We start from the raw sequence: 17,219 nt of genomic DNA, 5'->3' as shown, positions 1-17,219 counted from the left end.
GATTTATTTAACTTGTAACTTGATTAATGGCTGCCAAAATATTGTTAATGTCGTCTTGATTCCATTGGCTAGATTCAAATTCAGTAAAGTCTGAAGGCGTATAGTTTGGCACTGTAGAAGACTGACTACCAGTAATTAGAGAAAGTAATGCTGTTTTAAAATCTTGAGCTAAACTCTCGATAGTCTGCCGTTGATGGATGTTTTGGCTGTAAATCCAATCGATTTTGAGTTGTTCTTGGACTATCAAGGCATTAATTTCTATGAGATGGCTGCGTTGTGCGCGTGAACTGCGAGACAAACCGCTAGATTTTGGCGTGAATAAAGAAGACTCAGGTACAGTTTGCTCGTAGTTGCCAAGGTAAAGGAAAAGTACCTCTGCTTGTTGTAGCGAGAAGCCTCCGGCTCGCTGACGCGATCGCAATTTTTCGGTAATAATCTCATCGCCACTCAAATAGCGTAAAACACCATAACCCAAACCCTGATTTGGGAAACTACGAATTTGCTCTTTCACCTGCTTTAAGATTTCCCCAGTTTCTTCAGTCTCCCCAATTTCCAATAACATGGGGGCGATATTGGTAAACCAGCCTACTGTACGGGATAAATCAATATCATCGAAAATTACATCTCTGCCATTTCCCTCTAAGTCAACCAGCAATGATTGCTTACCAGTCCATTTACTAAATGCTTGTGCTAAACCAGCAAGTAACACATCATCCGTTTGGGCTCGATATATGGCAGCAATTTCTTCCTGTAATGCTTGCGTTTCTTCAACACTCAAGATTACAGAAATAGTATCAGCCGATTCTACAGTATTAGCACCATCCGCATAATCTACTGGCAAAGGTAATAACCATTCACGTTCAGCTGCTAACCAATAAACCTGTTCTCTTTGTAATTCAATTGACTGGGCGTACTCAGTTAGCCGCAAAGCCCACTGTTTAAATGAAGTCGTCTTCGACTGTAGCTTAATTGCTTGTCCTTGGCTTAGTTGTTGGTATGCAGTCTCCAAATCTTCTAGCAAAATTCGCCAAGAACCAACATCAATGGCCAAATGGTGAACCGCCAACAGTATCCGGCTTGGTTGATGGGTTCCAAAATCAAATAAGGCAATCCGCACAATTGGGCCAGAAGTCAGATTGAGACTCGCTTGTATTTTCATAGCAGCTGCCTCAAACGCCTGTTCTTGCTGTTGCGGTAACAGTCTTGATAAATCTATTTGTTCAAACGGTACAACTTCATCAGAACTAGCATTTATTTGTTGCCAACCTGATCCTTCTTCTCTAAAACGCAGACGTAAAGCATCATGATGAATCAGTAAATGCTGAATCACTTGTTCCAAGAACACCAGGTTCAGAGATTGTTGCACTTCTAACACAACTGTTTGATTCCAGTGGTGTGCATCAACTAAATTCTGCTCAAAAAACCAGTGCTGAATCGGTGTTAGGGGTAGTTCTCCTTCCACTAATCCCTGTTCACTGAAGACAGTCTGAGTTCTGCCTGCTATTTCTGCTAATTGTCCAATAGTTGGGTATTCAAACAAATGCTGATTAGTAAACCGCAATCCTGCTTTGTTGGCTCTAGCGGTAATCTGAATACTGAGAAGCGAATCCCCCCCTAATTCTAAAAAGTTATCTTCAATACCTATCGGTTCAATACCTAGAATTTCTTGCCAGATATTAGCAATGGTTTGCTCTATTTCATTTCTAGGAGCAATATAACTATTCTGCAAGAATGGTCTGGAGTGCAATGTTAGTGAATTAGGTTGATTAATAATTGCTGAAGGCTTAATCCACTGTTCAATTCTGGCTTGTAAATCAGTTGTTGAAACAACTATCTGATTAACTTTAGTTATAGATAAGACTTGTTGAAATACCTCAACCCCTTCATGATTGCTCATGAACAATTCAGTAGAAATTTCTGGTTTTGTCACCAACTCTGTAGCTAATTGACTGGTTAACCAGTTATCCCAATTCACACTAATCCAAGGTGTAGAGCTTGTCTGGTTGTGCTTGTGAACAAAGGCATCGGTGAAGTGATGGGCTGCTGGATACGCTGCCATTCCTAATGCACCTAAAACAGATGATAAGGAAGATATCAAGACACAGAAGTCAAGGTTTATTCCTTGCAATGCTGTTTCTAAAATAAACAGTCCATGACCATTAGCTCTGATCTGTTGTTCGCATTCGTTTCTAGTTATCTCTTGAACTGTTTTAAACAGCTTAATTCCAGCAGCATGAATGACACCATTTATCTGACTAAAACGGTCTACAACCTGAGTAATAACCGCTTGCATTTGGGCTAAATTGGCTACATCAGCGTTTAGGACTATAATCTCTGCACCCAGTTGTTCTAGTGCTTGTAATTTCTGAATCTTACTGCTGAATTTATCTTGTTCGTCGTGTGTTTCCAGCCATTGCTGCCATTCATCTGTGCTAGGGAAAGCCGAAGAGCTAATCAGTACTAGTTTCGCTTTGACTGTCTGAGCTAAATACTCAGCAATTTCTAAACCGATACCACCTAAACCACCAGTAATTAGATAGACTCCTTCTTGTCGCAACTTGGGCGGTTGGTCGTTATCTAGCCGTAATGGTTCATAAGATTGTACCCAACGATGATGCCCACGATAAGCGATCGCACTCTCAAATTCTTTAGCATTTAACTCAGCTAAAAGTTGGTCTAACAGTTGGCTTTCTGCAACAGTTCCAGCCAGAGGAAGCACAATATCAATGCTGCGACAGCAAATATTGGCATACTCTTGCGGAATTGTTTTACACATTCCTAAAACAGTTGCTTTCTCTGGATTTAATTTTTCCAGCCCTGTCACATCGTATATATCATTGGTAACGACCAAAATATCTACAATTTGAGTAATATTTTGTTTACTCAGAGACTGTGCCAAAAATAACAAGCTATAGAAACCTGGGTTTTGGCAATTCTCAAATAACTCAATTCCTGATATTGTTTGTTCAGTTGGTGTGATACTCCATAAATGTAGAATTACATCTGGAATTTGCCCAAAAAATTGCAATTCTTCGATTAGAGCATCATAATCATCAGACTGACTGGGATTGATGGTATATTCCCTTTCACTTAATTTGCCAAACTGCTCTCCCTGCCAGACAGTAATAACATTTTGCCCTTCACTTTCTAAACGTTTGACTATTTGTGAACCTACTTGATAAGTATCAGCAAATACCAAGACCTGTTTTTCAGATTTTACAGGTTGGGGAGCAATTGCTTGTTTCCAAATAGGTAGGTAAAACCAGTCTGCTATGTCGGGCTTTTTCTTGTTAGCAGCCAGAGATTCACTAGATTTTTTCTGAGGTTCTATCCAATAACGCTGACGTTCAAAAGGATACGTCGGTAGCGGGATGCGATAACGGCGCTCAGAAGTATTAAAGTTAGACCAATCTACTACAACTTCGAAAAACCAGAGGCGACCAAGTGTATTGAGCAAGAACGCTGTATCTGCTTGTTCTTCTTTAGGATGTCGTAATGAAGACAGTATCGGCTGCTGAGTTACTCCGGCTTGTTGTTTGACAAAGGTACACAACGTCCGCCCCGCCCCTACTTCTAAGAGAATGCGGTTTGGCTCTTGCAGTAACACAGAGATACCATCTGCAAACCGCACTGTTTGTCGTAAATGAGTTGCCCAGTAATGCGGATCTGTAGCTTCCTGTGCCGATATCCAAGTTCCGGTGAGATTGGAGATAAAGGGAATTTGCGGTGAATTTAAAGTAATTTTCTTAACTTCCGCAATAAACGCCTGTAAAATCGGTTCCATCATCTGAGAATGGAAAGCATGGGAAGTATACAGGCGACGGCATTCTATTCCTTGAGCAATTAGTTGCTCAGAAAGTGCATCTATAGCGGCATGAGTTCCTGACACTACACAAGAAGAAGGGGAATTATTGGCAGCTATAGATAAGTTTTCATTTAGTAAAGGTTTGACTTCTACTTCTGAGAGAGGAATCGATAGCATACTCCCGCTTGGCAATTGCTGCATGAGTCGCCCACGCATGGCAACAAGAGTTAATGCGTCTTCTATGGACATCACACCAGCAAGACAAGCAGCCACATATTCGCCGATGCTATGACCAATCATTGCACTGGGAGAAATGCCCCACCACATCCACAACTGCGCCAAGGCATACTCGATGACAAATAATGCTGGCTGGGTTAGGGATGTTTGCGTGAGCTTTTCTTGTGCTGTTTCTGTGTCAGACTCTTGGGGATAGATGACTGTACGTAAATCTAGACTCAATAGAGGCTGAAGTATCAAACAGCAACGGTCTACAGCTTGACGAAAGACTGACTCTGTTTGATAGAGTTCCTTGCCCATGTTGACATACTGACTACCTTGCCCAGGAAACATGAAGGTAATCGGGCGATCGCATGGTTCTTGGTAGTGAGTAAAAACGCGTTGAGAAGCTCTATTTTCTAACGCACTGACCGCATCTTGAATATTCTCACACACCAAGATACGACGATGATTAAACTCTTTACGCCCTACTTGCAAGGTATAAGCAACATCCGCCAGATTTAGCTCAGGATGTTGTATAAGATGTTGAGCTAGATTATCAGTAGCAGTTTCTAATGCAAATTCCGTCTTGGCAGAGATGACTAACAGATTATATTTTCTCCCCTGCGCCCCTGCACCCCTGCACCCCTGCTCAATAACTGGTGCTTCTTCAAGAACAACATGAGCATTCGTTCCCCCCATTCCCAAAGAACTAACACCCGCGCGACGCGGAGATAGTTCTTGTTTCCATTGGGTTAGTTTTGTATTGACGTAAAAAGGACTATTGTCAAAATCAATTTGGGGATTGGGTTGTTCAAAATTCAAGCTGGGTGGTATTTGTTGATTTTTTAGGGCTAAAGCTGTCTTGATTAGTCCTGTGACTCCAGAGGCTGCATCTAAATGACCAATATTTGTTTTGACAGAACCGATCGCACAAAAACCTTTTTTGTCTGTACTAGAGCGAAAAACTTTGGTTAAAGCCGCAATTTCAATCGGATCGCCTAAAGTTGTACCAGTACCATGCGCTTCAATATAGCTGATGGTTTCCGGTTCAACGTCGGCTAACATAATGGCTTCGGCGATCGCTTCTGCTTGCCCATCAATGCTAGGCGCTGTATAACCAACTTTCAGTGAACCATCGTTGTTGGTAGCCCAACCTTTAATGACTGCATAGATGTGATCACCATCGGCGATCGCATCTTCTAGCCGTTTGAGTAAAACAACCCCTACACCATTACCAACAGTTGTACCTTGGGCTTGAGCATCAAAAGCACGACAATGGCCATCAGGAGATAAAGTTCCTCCTGGTTGATACAAATAACCAGTTTTGTGAGGAACTCGAATCGAAACCCCTCCTGCCAAAGCCATATCACATTGATAATTAATTAAACTTTGACAAGCCAAGTTTATTGCTACTAATGAAGTAGAACAAGCTGTTTGAACAGTCAGACTTGGGCCAGTTAAATTTAATTTGTAAGAGACACGGGTAGACAGAAAATCTTTATCATTACCAATTAATTTTTGATAAGACTGTGCCGAGCCAAATTTGTCAGCATTTAAGTCAAAGGATAAATAATTATTTAAACTAGCACCAGCATAAACTCCTATCCGACTTTCACATCTATTAGAGTCATAACCAGCACTTTCCAATGCTTCCCAAGCACACTCTAAAAATAAACGGTGTTGTGGATCTGTAATTTCCGCTTCTTTAGGATTAAAGTCAAAAAATGCAGCATCAAATAAATCAATATCTTCTAAAACACCGGTTGCTTTGACATAGTTACTATCATCCACACAGCTAGGAGCAACACCTGCTAATAATAACTCTTCATCTGTAAGCTGAGAAATTGATTCTATTCCCGCTTGTAAATTGTGCCAAAAATCTTTAACGTTATTAGCTCCAGGGAAACGTCCTGATATGCCAATAATTGCTATTCCTTCCATTGATGTTTCAGATGCTGTACTACCCATCTTTTCTTACTTGGGTTGGTTTAAAATAATTTTTTTAACGCAGAAGCTTAGAGAGACTTTTCGATTATTTCATGTAACTGAGGAGAGAGTAAATTCTGCGTTTTATATCAGTAAATGAGCGGCGACCGTGCAGAAATCTAGAATTATCTATCATCACTAAATCGCCACCTTGCCAGGGTATCACCTCAGTTAAGTTATTCATCACTTGCTGAATTTGGTTGATAACTGTTGATGGGATAGGTGAAGCATCATCAAAAGTGACGGCTCCTCTAGGATTTTTGTATTCAGCAATTAGACTATTAGCAAATGCGTCTTGATGACCATATTTTGTTTTGACTACAGCCGAGCAAACATATTCTATAGAAATAGACTGGTCTTCATTAATTTTGTAAGTTAATCCAGGAATACCATTGAGAGTGCGTTTGACATCAACTAGAGTAGCGCCAACTCCCAAAAAGCGCTTCCAGTCAGCAGCCGGAAATTTTTGGAAGAATTTGATTTTTTTAGCAATAAATAATTGTCGCAATTCTTCATCTAATTCTTGCCAAACTTGTACACCATCCCAATATAAAGTTTCACCGCCTTGAGAAGCTGGTACACCACAGCAAAACCAGATCACATCAGGACGAAATGGAGAATTTGCATTCTCGCAATGGGGGCTAACATAGTGCATCCCTGGGTCTACTAAAGTGACATATTTATTGCGTGGATCAACTACTGGTCTATCTTTATCTAAGATAAATCTTGAACTGAATTTTTCGGCAAATGCCTTCATCTGTTCATAGTTAACACTAAATCCTCGAAATAATAAAACACCATTTGATTTAAAGTAGTCTAAAGTTTCTTGTACAGGCAGTTGCAAAATTGATTGCGAAGTATTGTTATGAATTATTTTTGCACTGCTGATTGATAATGTATCAATTTCAAACATTATAGTCTTTATTCCCTAATTTAAGTAATTGGTATTAATTGGTATTTATGGCATCAGTACAATAGTTAGTTATTTAGATTTCTGCCGCGTTTCATCAAGCTTTTTTGTCTATTTACAGCTTCTCTTTGCTTTTGAATGCGGTTATTTAAAGATTCAAAAGCTGATGTTTCTTTTGAACTTATATTTATATACTTAGCCAAAGATTTGATAGTTGGGTTCTGGAACATTTCTACAACTGAAATCTCACTGTGTAGAACTTCTCGTAATTTATAATTAACCTGAACCATTAATAACGAATTACCACCCAAATCAAAAAAATTATCATTAATACCCACTTGTTCTAAGTGTAATATCTCAAGCCAAATTTTAGCGATCGCTCTTTCTACTTCAGAATTTGGTGCTTCATAAGCCTCTTTTAAATCAGGGCGTTGAATGTCTAGTACAGGTAAGGCATGGCGGTCTATTTTACCATTAGGTGAAAGTGGTAATGTTTTTAACTCCACAAAAACAGAAGGCACCATATAATCAGGTAGTTGATCCTTGAGATAATCGCGTAATTCATGCAAAGCAAATGTCATTTCTGAATCGGGAACTACATAAGCTACCAAGCGCTGATTTTTTGGGATATCTTCTCTAGCTATTACTACCGTTTCTCTTACTTTTGGATGTTGTCTTAAGACTGCTTCAATTTCTCCTAGTTCAATGCGGAAACCACGAATTTTAACTTGGTGGTCAATTCTGCCTAAATATTCAACATTTCCATCAGAACGATAACACGCTAAATCACCTGTTTTGTATAAAAACTGTCCTGATTGAAATGGACTACAAATAAACTTTTCTTGAGTCAATTCAAGTTTATTCCAATAACCACGCGCCAATCCTACACCACCAATATGTAACTCACCACTTACACCAATGGGAACAGGTTGTAAATGTTTATCTAAGATATATATCTGTGTATTGGCTATCGGACGGCCAATGGGAACTATTTTCTCATTACTATTAGGTTGACAAGCCCAATAAGTTACATCTATTGCCGCTTCGGTTGGGCCATAGAGGTTGTGTAATTCGGCGTTTAATCTTTCAAAGAAACGTTCTTGTAGGTCAAAAGATAGCGCTTCGCCGCTACAAATCACCTGTTTAATACTACCACATTTCTCTAGTTCTATTTCTTCTAGAAATACTTGCAACATTGAAGGAACAAAGTGAAGCGTCGTAATTTTTTCTTGGGCAATTAGTTGAACTAAATAACGGCTATCTTGATGTCCACCTGGTTTGGCTAGAACTAAACTCGCACCTGTCAATAAAGGCCAGAAGAATTCCCAAACAGAGACATCAAAGCTGAATGGTGTTTTCTGTAAAACTTTGTCGGTTGCTGTGAGTTGATATGTATCTTGCATCCACAGTAAGCGGTTGCATAAACCTTTGTGAGTGTTCATTGCACCCTTGGGTTTTCCTGTGGAACCGGAGGTGTAAATTACATAAGCTAGGTTTTCTGTTGTAACTTCACTAGTTGGGTTTTCAAGGCTGTAAGCAGCAAACTCTTGAGCGTCGGAGTCTAGACATACTACTTGTGCTTGATGTGGCGGTAGTTCTGGGACTAGATGTGGTTGCACTAACAGCATCGACACTTGAGCATCTCCCAGCATGAATGCTAAACGCTCTTTGGGATAAGTAGGATCTAAAGGTACATAAGCACCACCTGCTTTAATAATTGCTAATATCCCAATTACCATCTCTAAAGAACGTTCCATGCAGATACCCACCAATACGTCTGGTTTTACACCCAGAGTTTTGAGATAGCGAGCAACTTTGTTGGCACGTTCGTTTAACTCTCGATAGGTAAGTTTTTGATTTCCAAAGATGAGAGCGATCGCATCTGGTGTATGTTCTACTTGCTGCTCAAATAGTTGGTGTATACACTGGTTTTGCGGGTAGTCTCTCTTAGTATCATTCCATTCAATAAGTAACTGATGTCTTTCAACTTCTGTTAACAACGACAATTCTGCAATTTTAGTATCGAGTTTGCTAACTACACTTTCTAGTAATGTCTGGAAATGTCCTAGCATCCGATGGATAGTATCGGTGTTAAATAAATCTGTGTTGTACTCCAATGTTGCAACTAATCCCTGTTCTCTGTCTTCCATGAACAGAGTTAAGTCGAACTTAGCCGAGCCGTTATCACCCTCCGCGAAAGTTAGAGAAACATCTGATAACTTTGGTGTAGCGATCGCCACATTCTGAAGAACAAACATCACCTGAAATAGGGGGTTATGACTGAGATCGCGTTCAGGCTGTAGTTCTTCTACTAACTTATCAAAAGGTAAGTCTTGATGAATATATGCTTCTAAAGCTGTGGATTTGACTCGTGCGAGTAATTCTCTAAAAGTAGGTTGCTCAGATAAATCAGTACGCAACACTAAAACATTGACAAATAATCCTATTAATGATTCAACTTCAACAGAGTTACGATTAGCAACTGGCGAACCTACTAAGATGTCTGTTTGTCCTGTGTAGCGGTACAACAACGTTTTGAACACCGCCAACAGGGTCATAAATAGAGTTGTGCCTTCTTGATGGCTCAGTTGCTTTAATGAGTCTGTAAGATTTTTGGGTAAGGATAGTTGGACTTTAGCACCGTTGAAGGTTTGTACAGGCGATGTCTTGCGACAAGCCGCTCCGCGTCTACGCGGATGATCGCAAGGTAAATCTAATATAGGCAGCTTACCACCTAATCGCTGTTTCCAGTATGTAAGTAGGGTTTGAATGCGCTCAGAATGTAAATTATTTCGTTGCCAATAAGCAAAATCTACATATTGAACAGGCAGTTCAGGGAGTGGAGAGAGTTTCCCATTAGCAAATGCATCATATAGCGCTGCTAATTCTCGAATGAACACCCCAACAGACCAGCCATCTGAAACTATATGATGGAAGGTAATCAGCAACCTGTATTCATTATCTGTCAAGCGTAGTAGCAAGCCACACAATAGTGGTTGACAAGACAAGTCAAACTGATATTGAGCTAACTCTGTCGTTAGACTTTGTGCTGCAACTACCGCATTATCCTCTGACAACTCCCGCAAATCTTCTATCGGTAAGCTAAAGCTAACAGTCGGATTAATTACCTCAACGGGTTGACCATCAACTAATACAAACTTAGTTCGCAAGACTTCATGACGTTGGATAATTTCGCTGAGGCTTTGTCTCAGTGCAGCTATGTTTATCTTTCCTGTTAAATTAATAACAATAGGAATGTTGTAAGCAGGAGTGTCAGGTGCTAACTGATGAATAAACCACAGTCCCTGCTGCGAAAAAGATAAAGGATGATAGTCAGTGCTTTTCTCAACTTTAGTCAAAGTTATTAATGGCACATCACCCGCTGTAATTTCAGCCAGGATCTTTGTTGCCAATCCTTGAATACTCAAACCTTCAAAAAAGTCTGCTACGGACACAGCGACTTCTAAATGGCTTTCAATTAGGTTTTTTAGCTCAAAAACTCTTAAAGAGTCAAATCCTAAGCTACTTAAAGCTTGCTTACTATCTATTTGCATGGGTGTTATTTTCAACACTCGCGCTACTTGTTCAACTAGATAAGACTCTAATAATAGTTGAGACTCATTCGGGGTAAGCGACAAAAGAGTTATGCGATTTAGCTGGAGATTATTTTCGGTTTCTACAAAATTAATTCTTTGAGTAATATTGCTACTTATTATCTGTAATTCACCAGCCAAAAACTCTGCTTTCGTAGCACGGCGTTGAATTTTACCACTAGAAGTCTTGGGAATACTACCTGGTTTAATCAAAACCACCCCATAAACTTGCACTTCATGCTCTTCTGCTACTCTTTGACGAATTGCAGCTGTAACCTCTTCTAAATTTGGTTTGGCACGAAATTCTAATTCTTGTACGACTACCAATTGTTCTTGATGATTAACTTCTACACAGAAGGCTGCATTACCACCAGCACGTAATGATGGATGAGAACGTTCTGCGGTCAGTTCAATATCCTGTGGGTAAAGGTTGCGACCACGAATAATAATTAAATCTTTGGCTCTACCGGTAATAAAGACTTCCTCATTATCCAAAAAGCCTAAATCACCTGTGCAAAGAAAAGGCCCTTCCCCTGTGTCTTGCAAAAAGGCATGGAAAGTCTGTTCTGTTTCTGCTTGACGATTCCAATAACCTTTGCCAACACTGGGGCCAGATACCCATATTTCTCCTACTTCTTTATCCTGACAACGAGTTGAAGTTTCTGGGTTGACAATTACAACCTGCTGTTGTGGCACACTGCGACCACAGCCGACTAATACTATTGAATTATTATCATTGTTAGTAACAGTTTCAATTACATGATTGTGTTCTAAAGCGTTTTTGTATACATGCTTGGTTCTTACTAACGCAGACTTGACGCTACCAGATACCATCAAAGTGGTTTCTGCCATGCCGTAACAAGGATAAAAAGCTTCTCGACGAAAACCGCATTCAGCAAAGGTAGTTGCAAAACGCTCTAAGGTTTCTTGGCGAATTGGTTCAGCGCCATTAAAAGCCACATCCCAACTGCTTAAATCTAGATTTGAGCGTTGTTCAGGCGTAACTTTTTCAATACAAAGTTCATAAGCGAAGTTGGGAGCGCCACTGGTAGTTCCTCTATAACGAGAAATCGCCTGTAACCAACGGTAAGGACGTTGAAGAAAAGCTGCGGGTGGCATCATAATACAAGGAAAACCGCCATACAAAGGTTGCAGTACGCCGCCAATCAGTCCCATATCATGATAAACAGGCAGCCAAGTGACAAACTTACTACTAGATGTATGCTCCATATACTGGCGTGTCACCTCAGCATTATGTAGTAAGTTGCCATGAGTGACCATGACACCTTTGGGTGTGCCAGTAGAACCAGAAGTGTATTGCAAAAACGCCAGAGTATCTGTATTGATAACAGGCTCTTGCCAACCTTCTTCTATACCTGGTGTGAGGTTGTCGGTAGTTAGCCAGAGGAGATTGTTTATATCAAATTTATCGGCAAGCAAAGACTTCAACTGAGCCAAGATGGCCGTTGTTGTCAGGATTACTGCTGTTTGTGAATCTTGCAAAATTGCCAAGATTCTGGGGGTGTTGCGTTGGTTGCGTGGCGGATATGCTGGAACTGCTACCAGACCAGCATATAGACACCCAAAGAAGGCTGGTAAGTAATCGATCCCCGGTGGATAAAGCAATAAGGCACGCTCACCGCTTAAACCTAATATTTGCAGTTGAGATGCGATCGCTCTACTGTGCCGATCTAACTCTTGATAAGTTAAAGTCGTTGCTTGCGCTTCGCCATCGTACAGAAAGGTAAAAGCCTCAGTGTTTGCTTGTTCTATAGACCTGTAACGCAGTAGTTCTACCACTGTCGAACACTTACAGATTATTTCTTCTAAATCGTTGACATATTGAGTCATTGTACTTTCAAAGCCCTGATGCACAGAGCGAATTCTTATAGTTAACTAGCAGTAGTAGCTTGTTTAAAGGGATTAAACGCCTTTATACTGCCCCATTGGTATTACGTTAATCTTTAGCTTTTAACAATAATATCAAACTATTGCTATTAATTGTCAATTGTTTGCAGCATAAATCAACTTAGTCAAAATAGCAAGCAACTATTAGGTTCTATCAATAAGGCTTATCATCATCTTGTAACAATATAAATATGGAGATAGGTTCAAAGTATATCTGTGGGTAGATGATAAAATATTAATTTTCTCATTTTTGTTGCTTAAAAAGAATAAGAAATTGTTGCCAGATCCTTAAACAGTAGGCTTTTTATCAGACAATACTAATGAGCTATCTGATCAGGGAAAGTTTGAATAAATACTTGCCTACGTCCACTCCTTATGATAATGTTTCCTAATACTTCCAAGTTAGCTGCAAATATTTTGCAGCTAAACTTGAGAAAAATTATAGATATGCTGTCAAGTACTATCGATAAAATATGGCGTTATTCATTTCGATGTGACGTTTTTCATTGGGTGTGAGGATGAGTATGAAGATGCCATTAGAGCCGTTAGTTAAAAGCCTGTTATTTAAAGGATTAGTTTCAGGAGCAATACGAATGAAGTCTGGATTGATGAGTGATATACGTTCGGTAGGGTTGGCATTAGCGGTAATTGGCAGCTTGGTACAACCAGCCCATGCAGGGACGCATACAACAGAACTATCTATTATTGATAGCCAAAAATCTCACTCTACCAATTCGACACAATTGCTCGGACAACGCAATGATAGCTCAATAACTAAAGTTACGGCTGTTAGGGTAAATTCTACAGACAAAGGCATTGAAGTTATTTTAGAAAGTCCTAACGCAGAAGCACTCAAACCAGTCAATAGTAATCAAGGCAACAGTTTTATAGCGGATATACCCAATGCAGTGCTAGAACTGCCCGAAAGTAAAGATTTTAGCATTGCTAACCCGGCAAGTGGGGTTGTGTCTGTGAGTGTCACTCAAGCTGATGCTAATACTGTTCGAGTAACAGTCACGGGTGAGGCGGGTTTACCAACAGCAGAGTTATTTGATAGTGATGAAGGTTTAGTTTTTGAACTTGCTCCTGTTGCTTCAGCGACACAGCGATCGCAGCCACCAGAACAACCGACGAGTGAAACAGAGCGATCGCAGCCACCAGAACAACCGACCAGTGAAACACCACCAGAGCAACCAACTGCGGAGAGTGATGAACCGATTGAATTGGTAGTGACAGGTGAACAAGACGGGTATCGTGTACCTACAGCCAGCACCGCAACTAAAACAGACACTCTCCTGCGTGATGTACCCCAAGCAATTCAAGTGATTCCTCGACAAGTACTGCAAGATCAGCAGGTGAGGCGCTTGAATGAAGCTTTACGAAATGCACCAGGTGTTATATCAAATAACTCAGAACGTTCTCCTTTTGAAGGATTTACCATTCGTGGTTTTAGCAACCGCAACATTATCCGCAACGGTTTAAGAGACGATACTAACATCACAACTAACGTAAACATTGAGAATATCGAGCAGATAGAAGTTCTGCGAGGGCCAGCTTCAGTTCTATTTGGTCAGGGTGGTGCTGGAGGTACGATTAATATTGTCACGAAAAAACCTCAGAGTACCCCTTATTACTTTATTGAGGGAACTATCGGCAGTTTTGATACCTACGGTGGGTCTATAGATTTTACAGGGCCATTAAATGATGACGGAACTTTGCTGTATCGCTTGAACGCATCAGCATACACAACAGACACATTTGTTGATTTTTTTGAAACAGAGCGTTACTTCATTGCTCCCAGTTTGACTTGGCTGATGGGTAAGAACACCGAATTGACTTTAGAGGCTGAGTATTCAAATCAAAAGCAACCCAATGACCGGGGTTTACCTGCTGTTGGTACAGTCTTACCTAACCCAAATAATAGAAAATTACCAATCAATCGTTTTATCGGCGAGCCTTTTGATGAAATCGACAAAAATAATCGCCAATCTCTACGAATCGGTTACAATTTTGAGCATCGTTTTAGTGAAAACTGGCAGTTCCGCAATAACTTTAATTTCTCATACCTGAGTGTGGAACAAAATTCTTTGTTTCCATCAGCCCTTTTAGGGGACACTCTCGAACGAGGTTTGTTCATTGCGGAATTTGCCCAACAAGCCTACAATTTAGATACAAATATTGTGGGAAATTTTAAAACAGGAAGCATTGATCACAAACTGTTATTTGGTGTTGATCTGTCGAGAGATGTTTCTTACCAAGAAGGAAGAAACTTCTTGCGAGAACTTGACCCCATAGATATCTTTAATCCCATTTATCGACGCGAGAGTGCTGGAGCAGACCTTGAAGAATTTGCTGATGCACCTACAATCTCTCAAGGTTTAGGAATTTATTTACAAGACCAAATTTCTTTGTTAGAAAACTTGAAATTGGTTCTAGGTGGAAGATTTGATATCGTCACGCAGGAACTAGAAGATCCTCTCGGAGCTTCTTCTCAACAGGATGAAGCATTTAGTCCTCGTGTTGGTATTGTATATCAACCGAGTGAAGCAGTGTCTCTTTATGCTAACTATAGCCGTTCATTTCAACAGGTTACGGACTTAACTAGCAACACACTGTTTGTACCAGAACGAGGTACTCAGTATGAAGTGGGGATGAAAGTAGATTGGACAGATAATCTTTCTTCAACTCTAGCTTTATACCAAATTACACGCTCAAACGTTCTCTTTACAGATTTAAGCGATGCGAGTGGAAGAACTTCACTTCAGGCAGGAGAACAAAGAAGTCGGGGTATTGAATTAGATATAACAGGTGAAATCTTACCAGGATGGAGAATTATTGGTGGCTATGCTTATACCGATGCACAAGTAACTGAAGACAATAAGATTCCTGAAGGAAACCGCATTAATAATGTCCCAGAACACGCTTTTAGTTTGTGGAGTAGGTACGATATTCAACAAGGTAATCTGCAAGGCTTAGGATTTGGTTTAGGGCTTTTTTATGTAGGAGAAAGACAGGGAGATTTAAATAATAGCTTCAGTTTACCAAGTTATGTACGCACTGATGCAGCCTTGTTTTACAGCAGGAATAACTTTAGAGCGGCTCTGAATTTCCAGAACTTGTTTGATAATGAATATTTTGAGGCAGCTGAAAGCGACCTGCGGGTTTTTCCTGGCGCACCGCGCACCATAAAATTTACATTGGGTTGGCAGTTGTAATAGAGGATAAAAGGATTTTTTGATCGATTAGTTTGCCATATTAGGTTTTAAGCCAGCCCTACTGTAAATGAAGGGCTGCTTTATTTTAAAATTTATCGCTTAATTCCAAAATGTGATATATTTCAGACCCGCACAACATTGGAGGGAAAAACATAATGAATTATTGATTGAGTGAGAAAAGGAGTACTAAGTCCACAAAATAATATAAATCTATTCATTTATTTGCGTGAATAAGATTTTGAGCATAACGACTATTTCAACTGACTATATTCTGCATCATAGTCTGGCACAATAGTTTCTACATCCCGCAGCACGCGTACAGAAAACCCAACCAAACCAACCAATAACATCCAAACAGCACAAATTACATATAAAAGGGCTATCCCTGCACCAGTACCAGTCCCAAGTAATCCTCCGAACATACCAACCAGAACACCCCCTGATTCTAACGCAGGTGTAAAAACCTTATCTGCCAAAGGCCCTGCTATTAAGTAGCCCACCGCAGAGGCTATCTGCAAAAGTAGCGATCGCGCTGCAAAAACTCTTCCTTGCACATTAGGATGTACTTTAGCTAACCAAATAGCAGTATCCGAACTCCCATTTAAAGGAAAATTGAAAGATGAGCAAAATTGTGCAGGAATCCAAACCCAAGGAGTTCTACCCAAACCAAAGAAAATTTTGCTTAAACCTGCACCTATCATCCCCAATAAAACGCCTTTAATTTTACGTTTAAAACCACCCCAAGTGCTAAGAACTATTGCTCCCATTACGCCGCCAAAACCAGCAGCAGAAGCTAAACTACCTAGCACTAAAGTACTGTTATTTGTTCTTGAAAGAATCATCGGTGAGTATAGGGAATTACCAATGTCATGAGGAAGCCAAAATAATAAATTAACTACTAACAGAGCCAGTAAGCTTTTTTGGGTATTAATGTAGCGCCAACCAAATCCTAAATCTCGCCAAATATGGGCTACATTTTCATTCGCTGTTGTTGGTAGTGGTTGAGGAATACTTACTAACAACAAGCTGCTAATTGCGATGGTAAAAGTAAATATATCAATCAACCAAATTCCTAAAAAACCAATCACTGTGTAGAGATATCCAGCCAACGCGGGTGCAATTATATTGCTTCCATAACTAGACAGAAATTCTAGGCTACTAGCGCGGGTATAGTGTTTTTTAGGAATCATCAGCGATACTGATGACGAGTATGCCAAAGACTGAAATTGATTGAAAGTCCCGACGATAGCGCCCGTAAGATAAAAGTGCCAAATTTGCAAATGATTGGTGAGATACAGCAATAAAATAATAATAGTAGTCAAAACTGCTACTGTGTCACCTACCATCATTAATAGTTTTCGATTAAAACGGTCTACAATGACACCGCTAATGGGTGTAATAATAATACTGGGAAGCAAACTAAAAAAACCGACCAAAGCGATAGTAGTTGCTTTACCTGTAATTTCCCATGCCCAAATTTCAATCGCAAAACTGGTCATACTGCTACCGATAGTAGATACTAGCTGACCAACCCAGACGATCATAAAATTACGCATACTGGCAGGGTTTGGTTGTTGTGGCAT

At 40.1% G+C, this 17,219-nt stretch carries 5 protein-coding genes; 1 reads left to right on the top strand and 4 read right to left on the bottom strand.

The genetic code is table 11. The annotated features are described in order from the left end of the window. Positions 1–7 precede the first annotated feature (7 nt). From H6G97_RS09720 to H6G97_RS09710, 3 genes are all read right to left on the bottom strand, one after another. Positions 8–5,992 (bottom strand): type I polyketide synthase, encoded by a 5,985-nt coding sequence (locus H6G97_RS09720; protein ID WP_190940411.1) that lies wholly within the window; start codon positions 5,990–5,992, stop codon positions 8–10. Between the two features lie 64 nt (positions 5,993–6,056). Continuing rightward, positions 6,057–6,923, bottom strand: a complete 867-nt coding sequence (locus tag H6G97_RS09715; RefSeq protein ID WP_190940410.1) for a TauD/TfdA family dioxygenase — start codon at positions 6,921–6,923, stop codon at positions 6,057–6,059. Between the two features lie 65 nt (positions 6,924–6,988). Further along, the gene (locus H6G97_RS09710; protein ID WP_190940409.1) at positions 6,989–12,364 is read right to left on the bottom strand and encodes a non-ribosomal peptide synthetase; all 5,376 of its coding nucleotides are present in this window, start codon (positions 12,362–12,364) and stop codon (positions 6,989–6,991) included. Between the two features lie 581 nt (positions 12,365–12,945). Between H6G97_RS09710 and H6G97_RS09705 the strand changes: the two genes are divergently transcribed. After that, positions 12,946–15,636: a TonB-dependent siderophore receptor gene (locus tag H6G97_RS09705; RefSeq protein WP_242054872.1), complete on the top strand. Its 2,691-nt coding sequence runs from the start codon at positions 12,946–12,948 to the stop codon at positions 15,634–15,636. Between the two features lie 251 nt (positions 15,637–15,887). On the opposite strand, the gene H6G97_RS09700 is transcribed toward H6G97_RS09705, so the two are convergent. After that, positions 15,888–17,219 carry an MFS transporter gene (locus H6G97_RS09700; RefSeq protein WP_190940408.1) on the bottom strand — a complete coding sequence of 444 codons (1,332 nt, stop codon included), beginning with the start codon at positions 17,217–17,219 and terminating at the stop codon, positions 15,888–15,890.

Source organism: Nostoc flagelliforme FACHB-838 (assembly GCF_014698065.1).
Lineage (GTDB): Bacteria > Cyanobacteriota > Cyanobacteriia > Cyanobacteriales > Nostocaceae > Nostoc > Nostoc flagelliforme_B.
Note: the sequence above shows the minus strand (reverse complement) of the source record. Positions and strands in the feature narration are given on the sequence as shown.

Excerpts from the sequence above, each read along its gene's own strand:
- H6G97_RS09720 (WP_190940411.1), bottom strand. The coding sequence starts at position 5,992 with ATGGGTAGTACAGCATCTGAAACATCAATGGAAGGAATAGCAATTATT.
- H6G97_RS09715 (WP_190940410.1), bottom strand. The coding sequence starts at position 6,923 with ATGTTTGAAATTGATACATTATCAATCAGCAGTGCAAAAATAATTCAT.
- H6G97_RS09710 (WP_190940409.1), bottom strand. The coding sequence starts at position 12,364 with ATGACTCAATATGTCAACGATTTAGAAGAAATAATCTGTAAGTGTTCG.
- H6G97_RS09705 (WP_242054872.1), top strand. The coding sequence starts at position 12,946 with ATGAAGATGCCATTAGAGCCGTTAGTTAAAAGCCTGTTATTTAAAGGA.
- H6G97_RS09700 (WP_190940408.1), bottom strand. The coding sequence starts at position 17,219 with ATGCCACAACAACCAAACCCTGCCAGTATGCGTAATTTTATGATCGTC.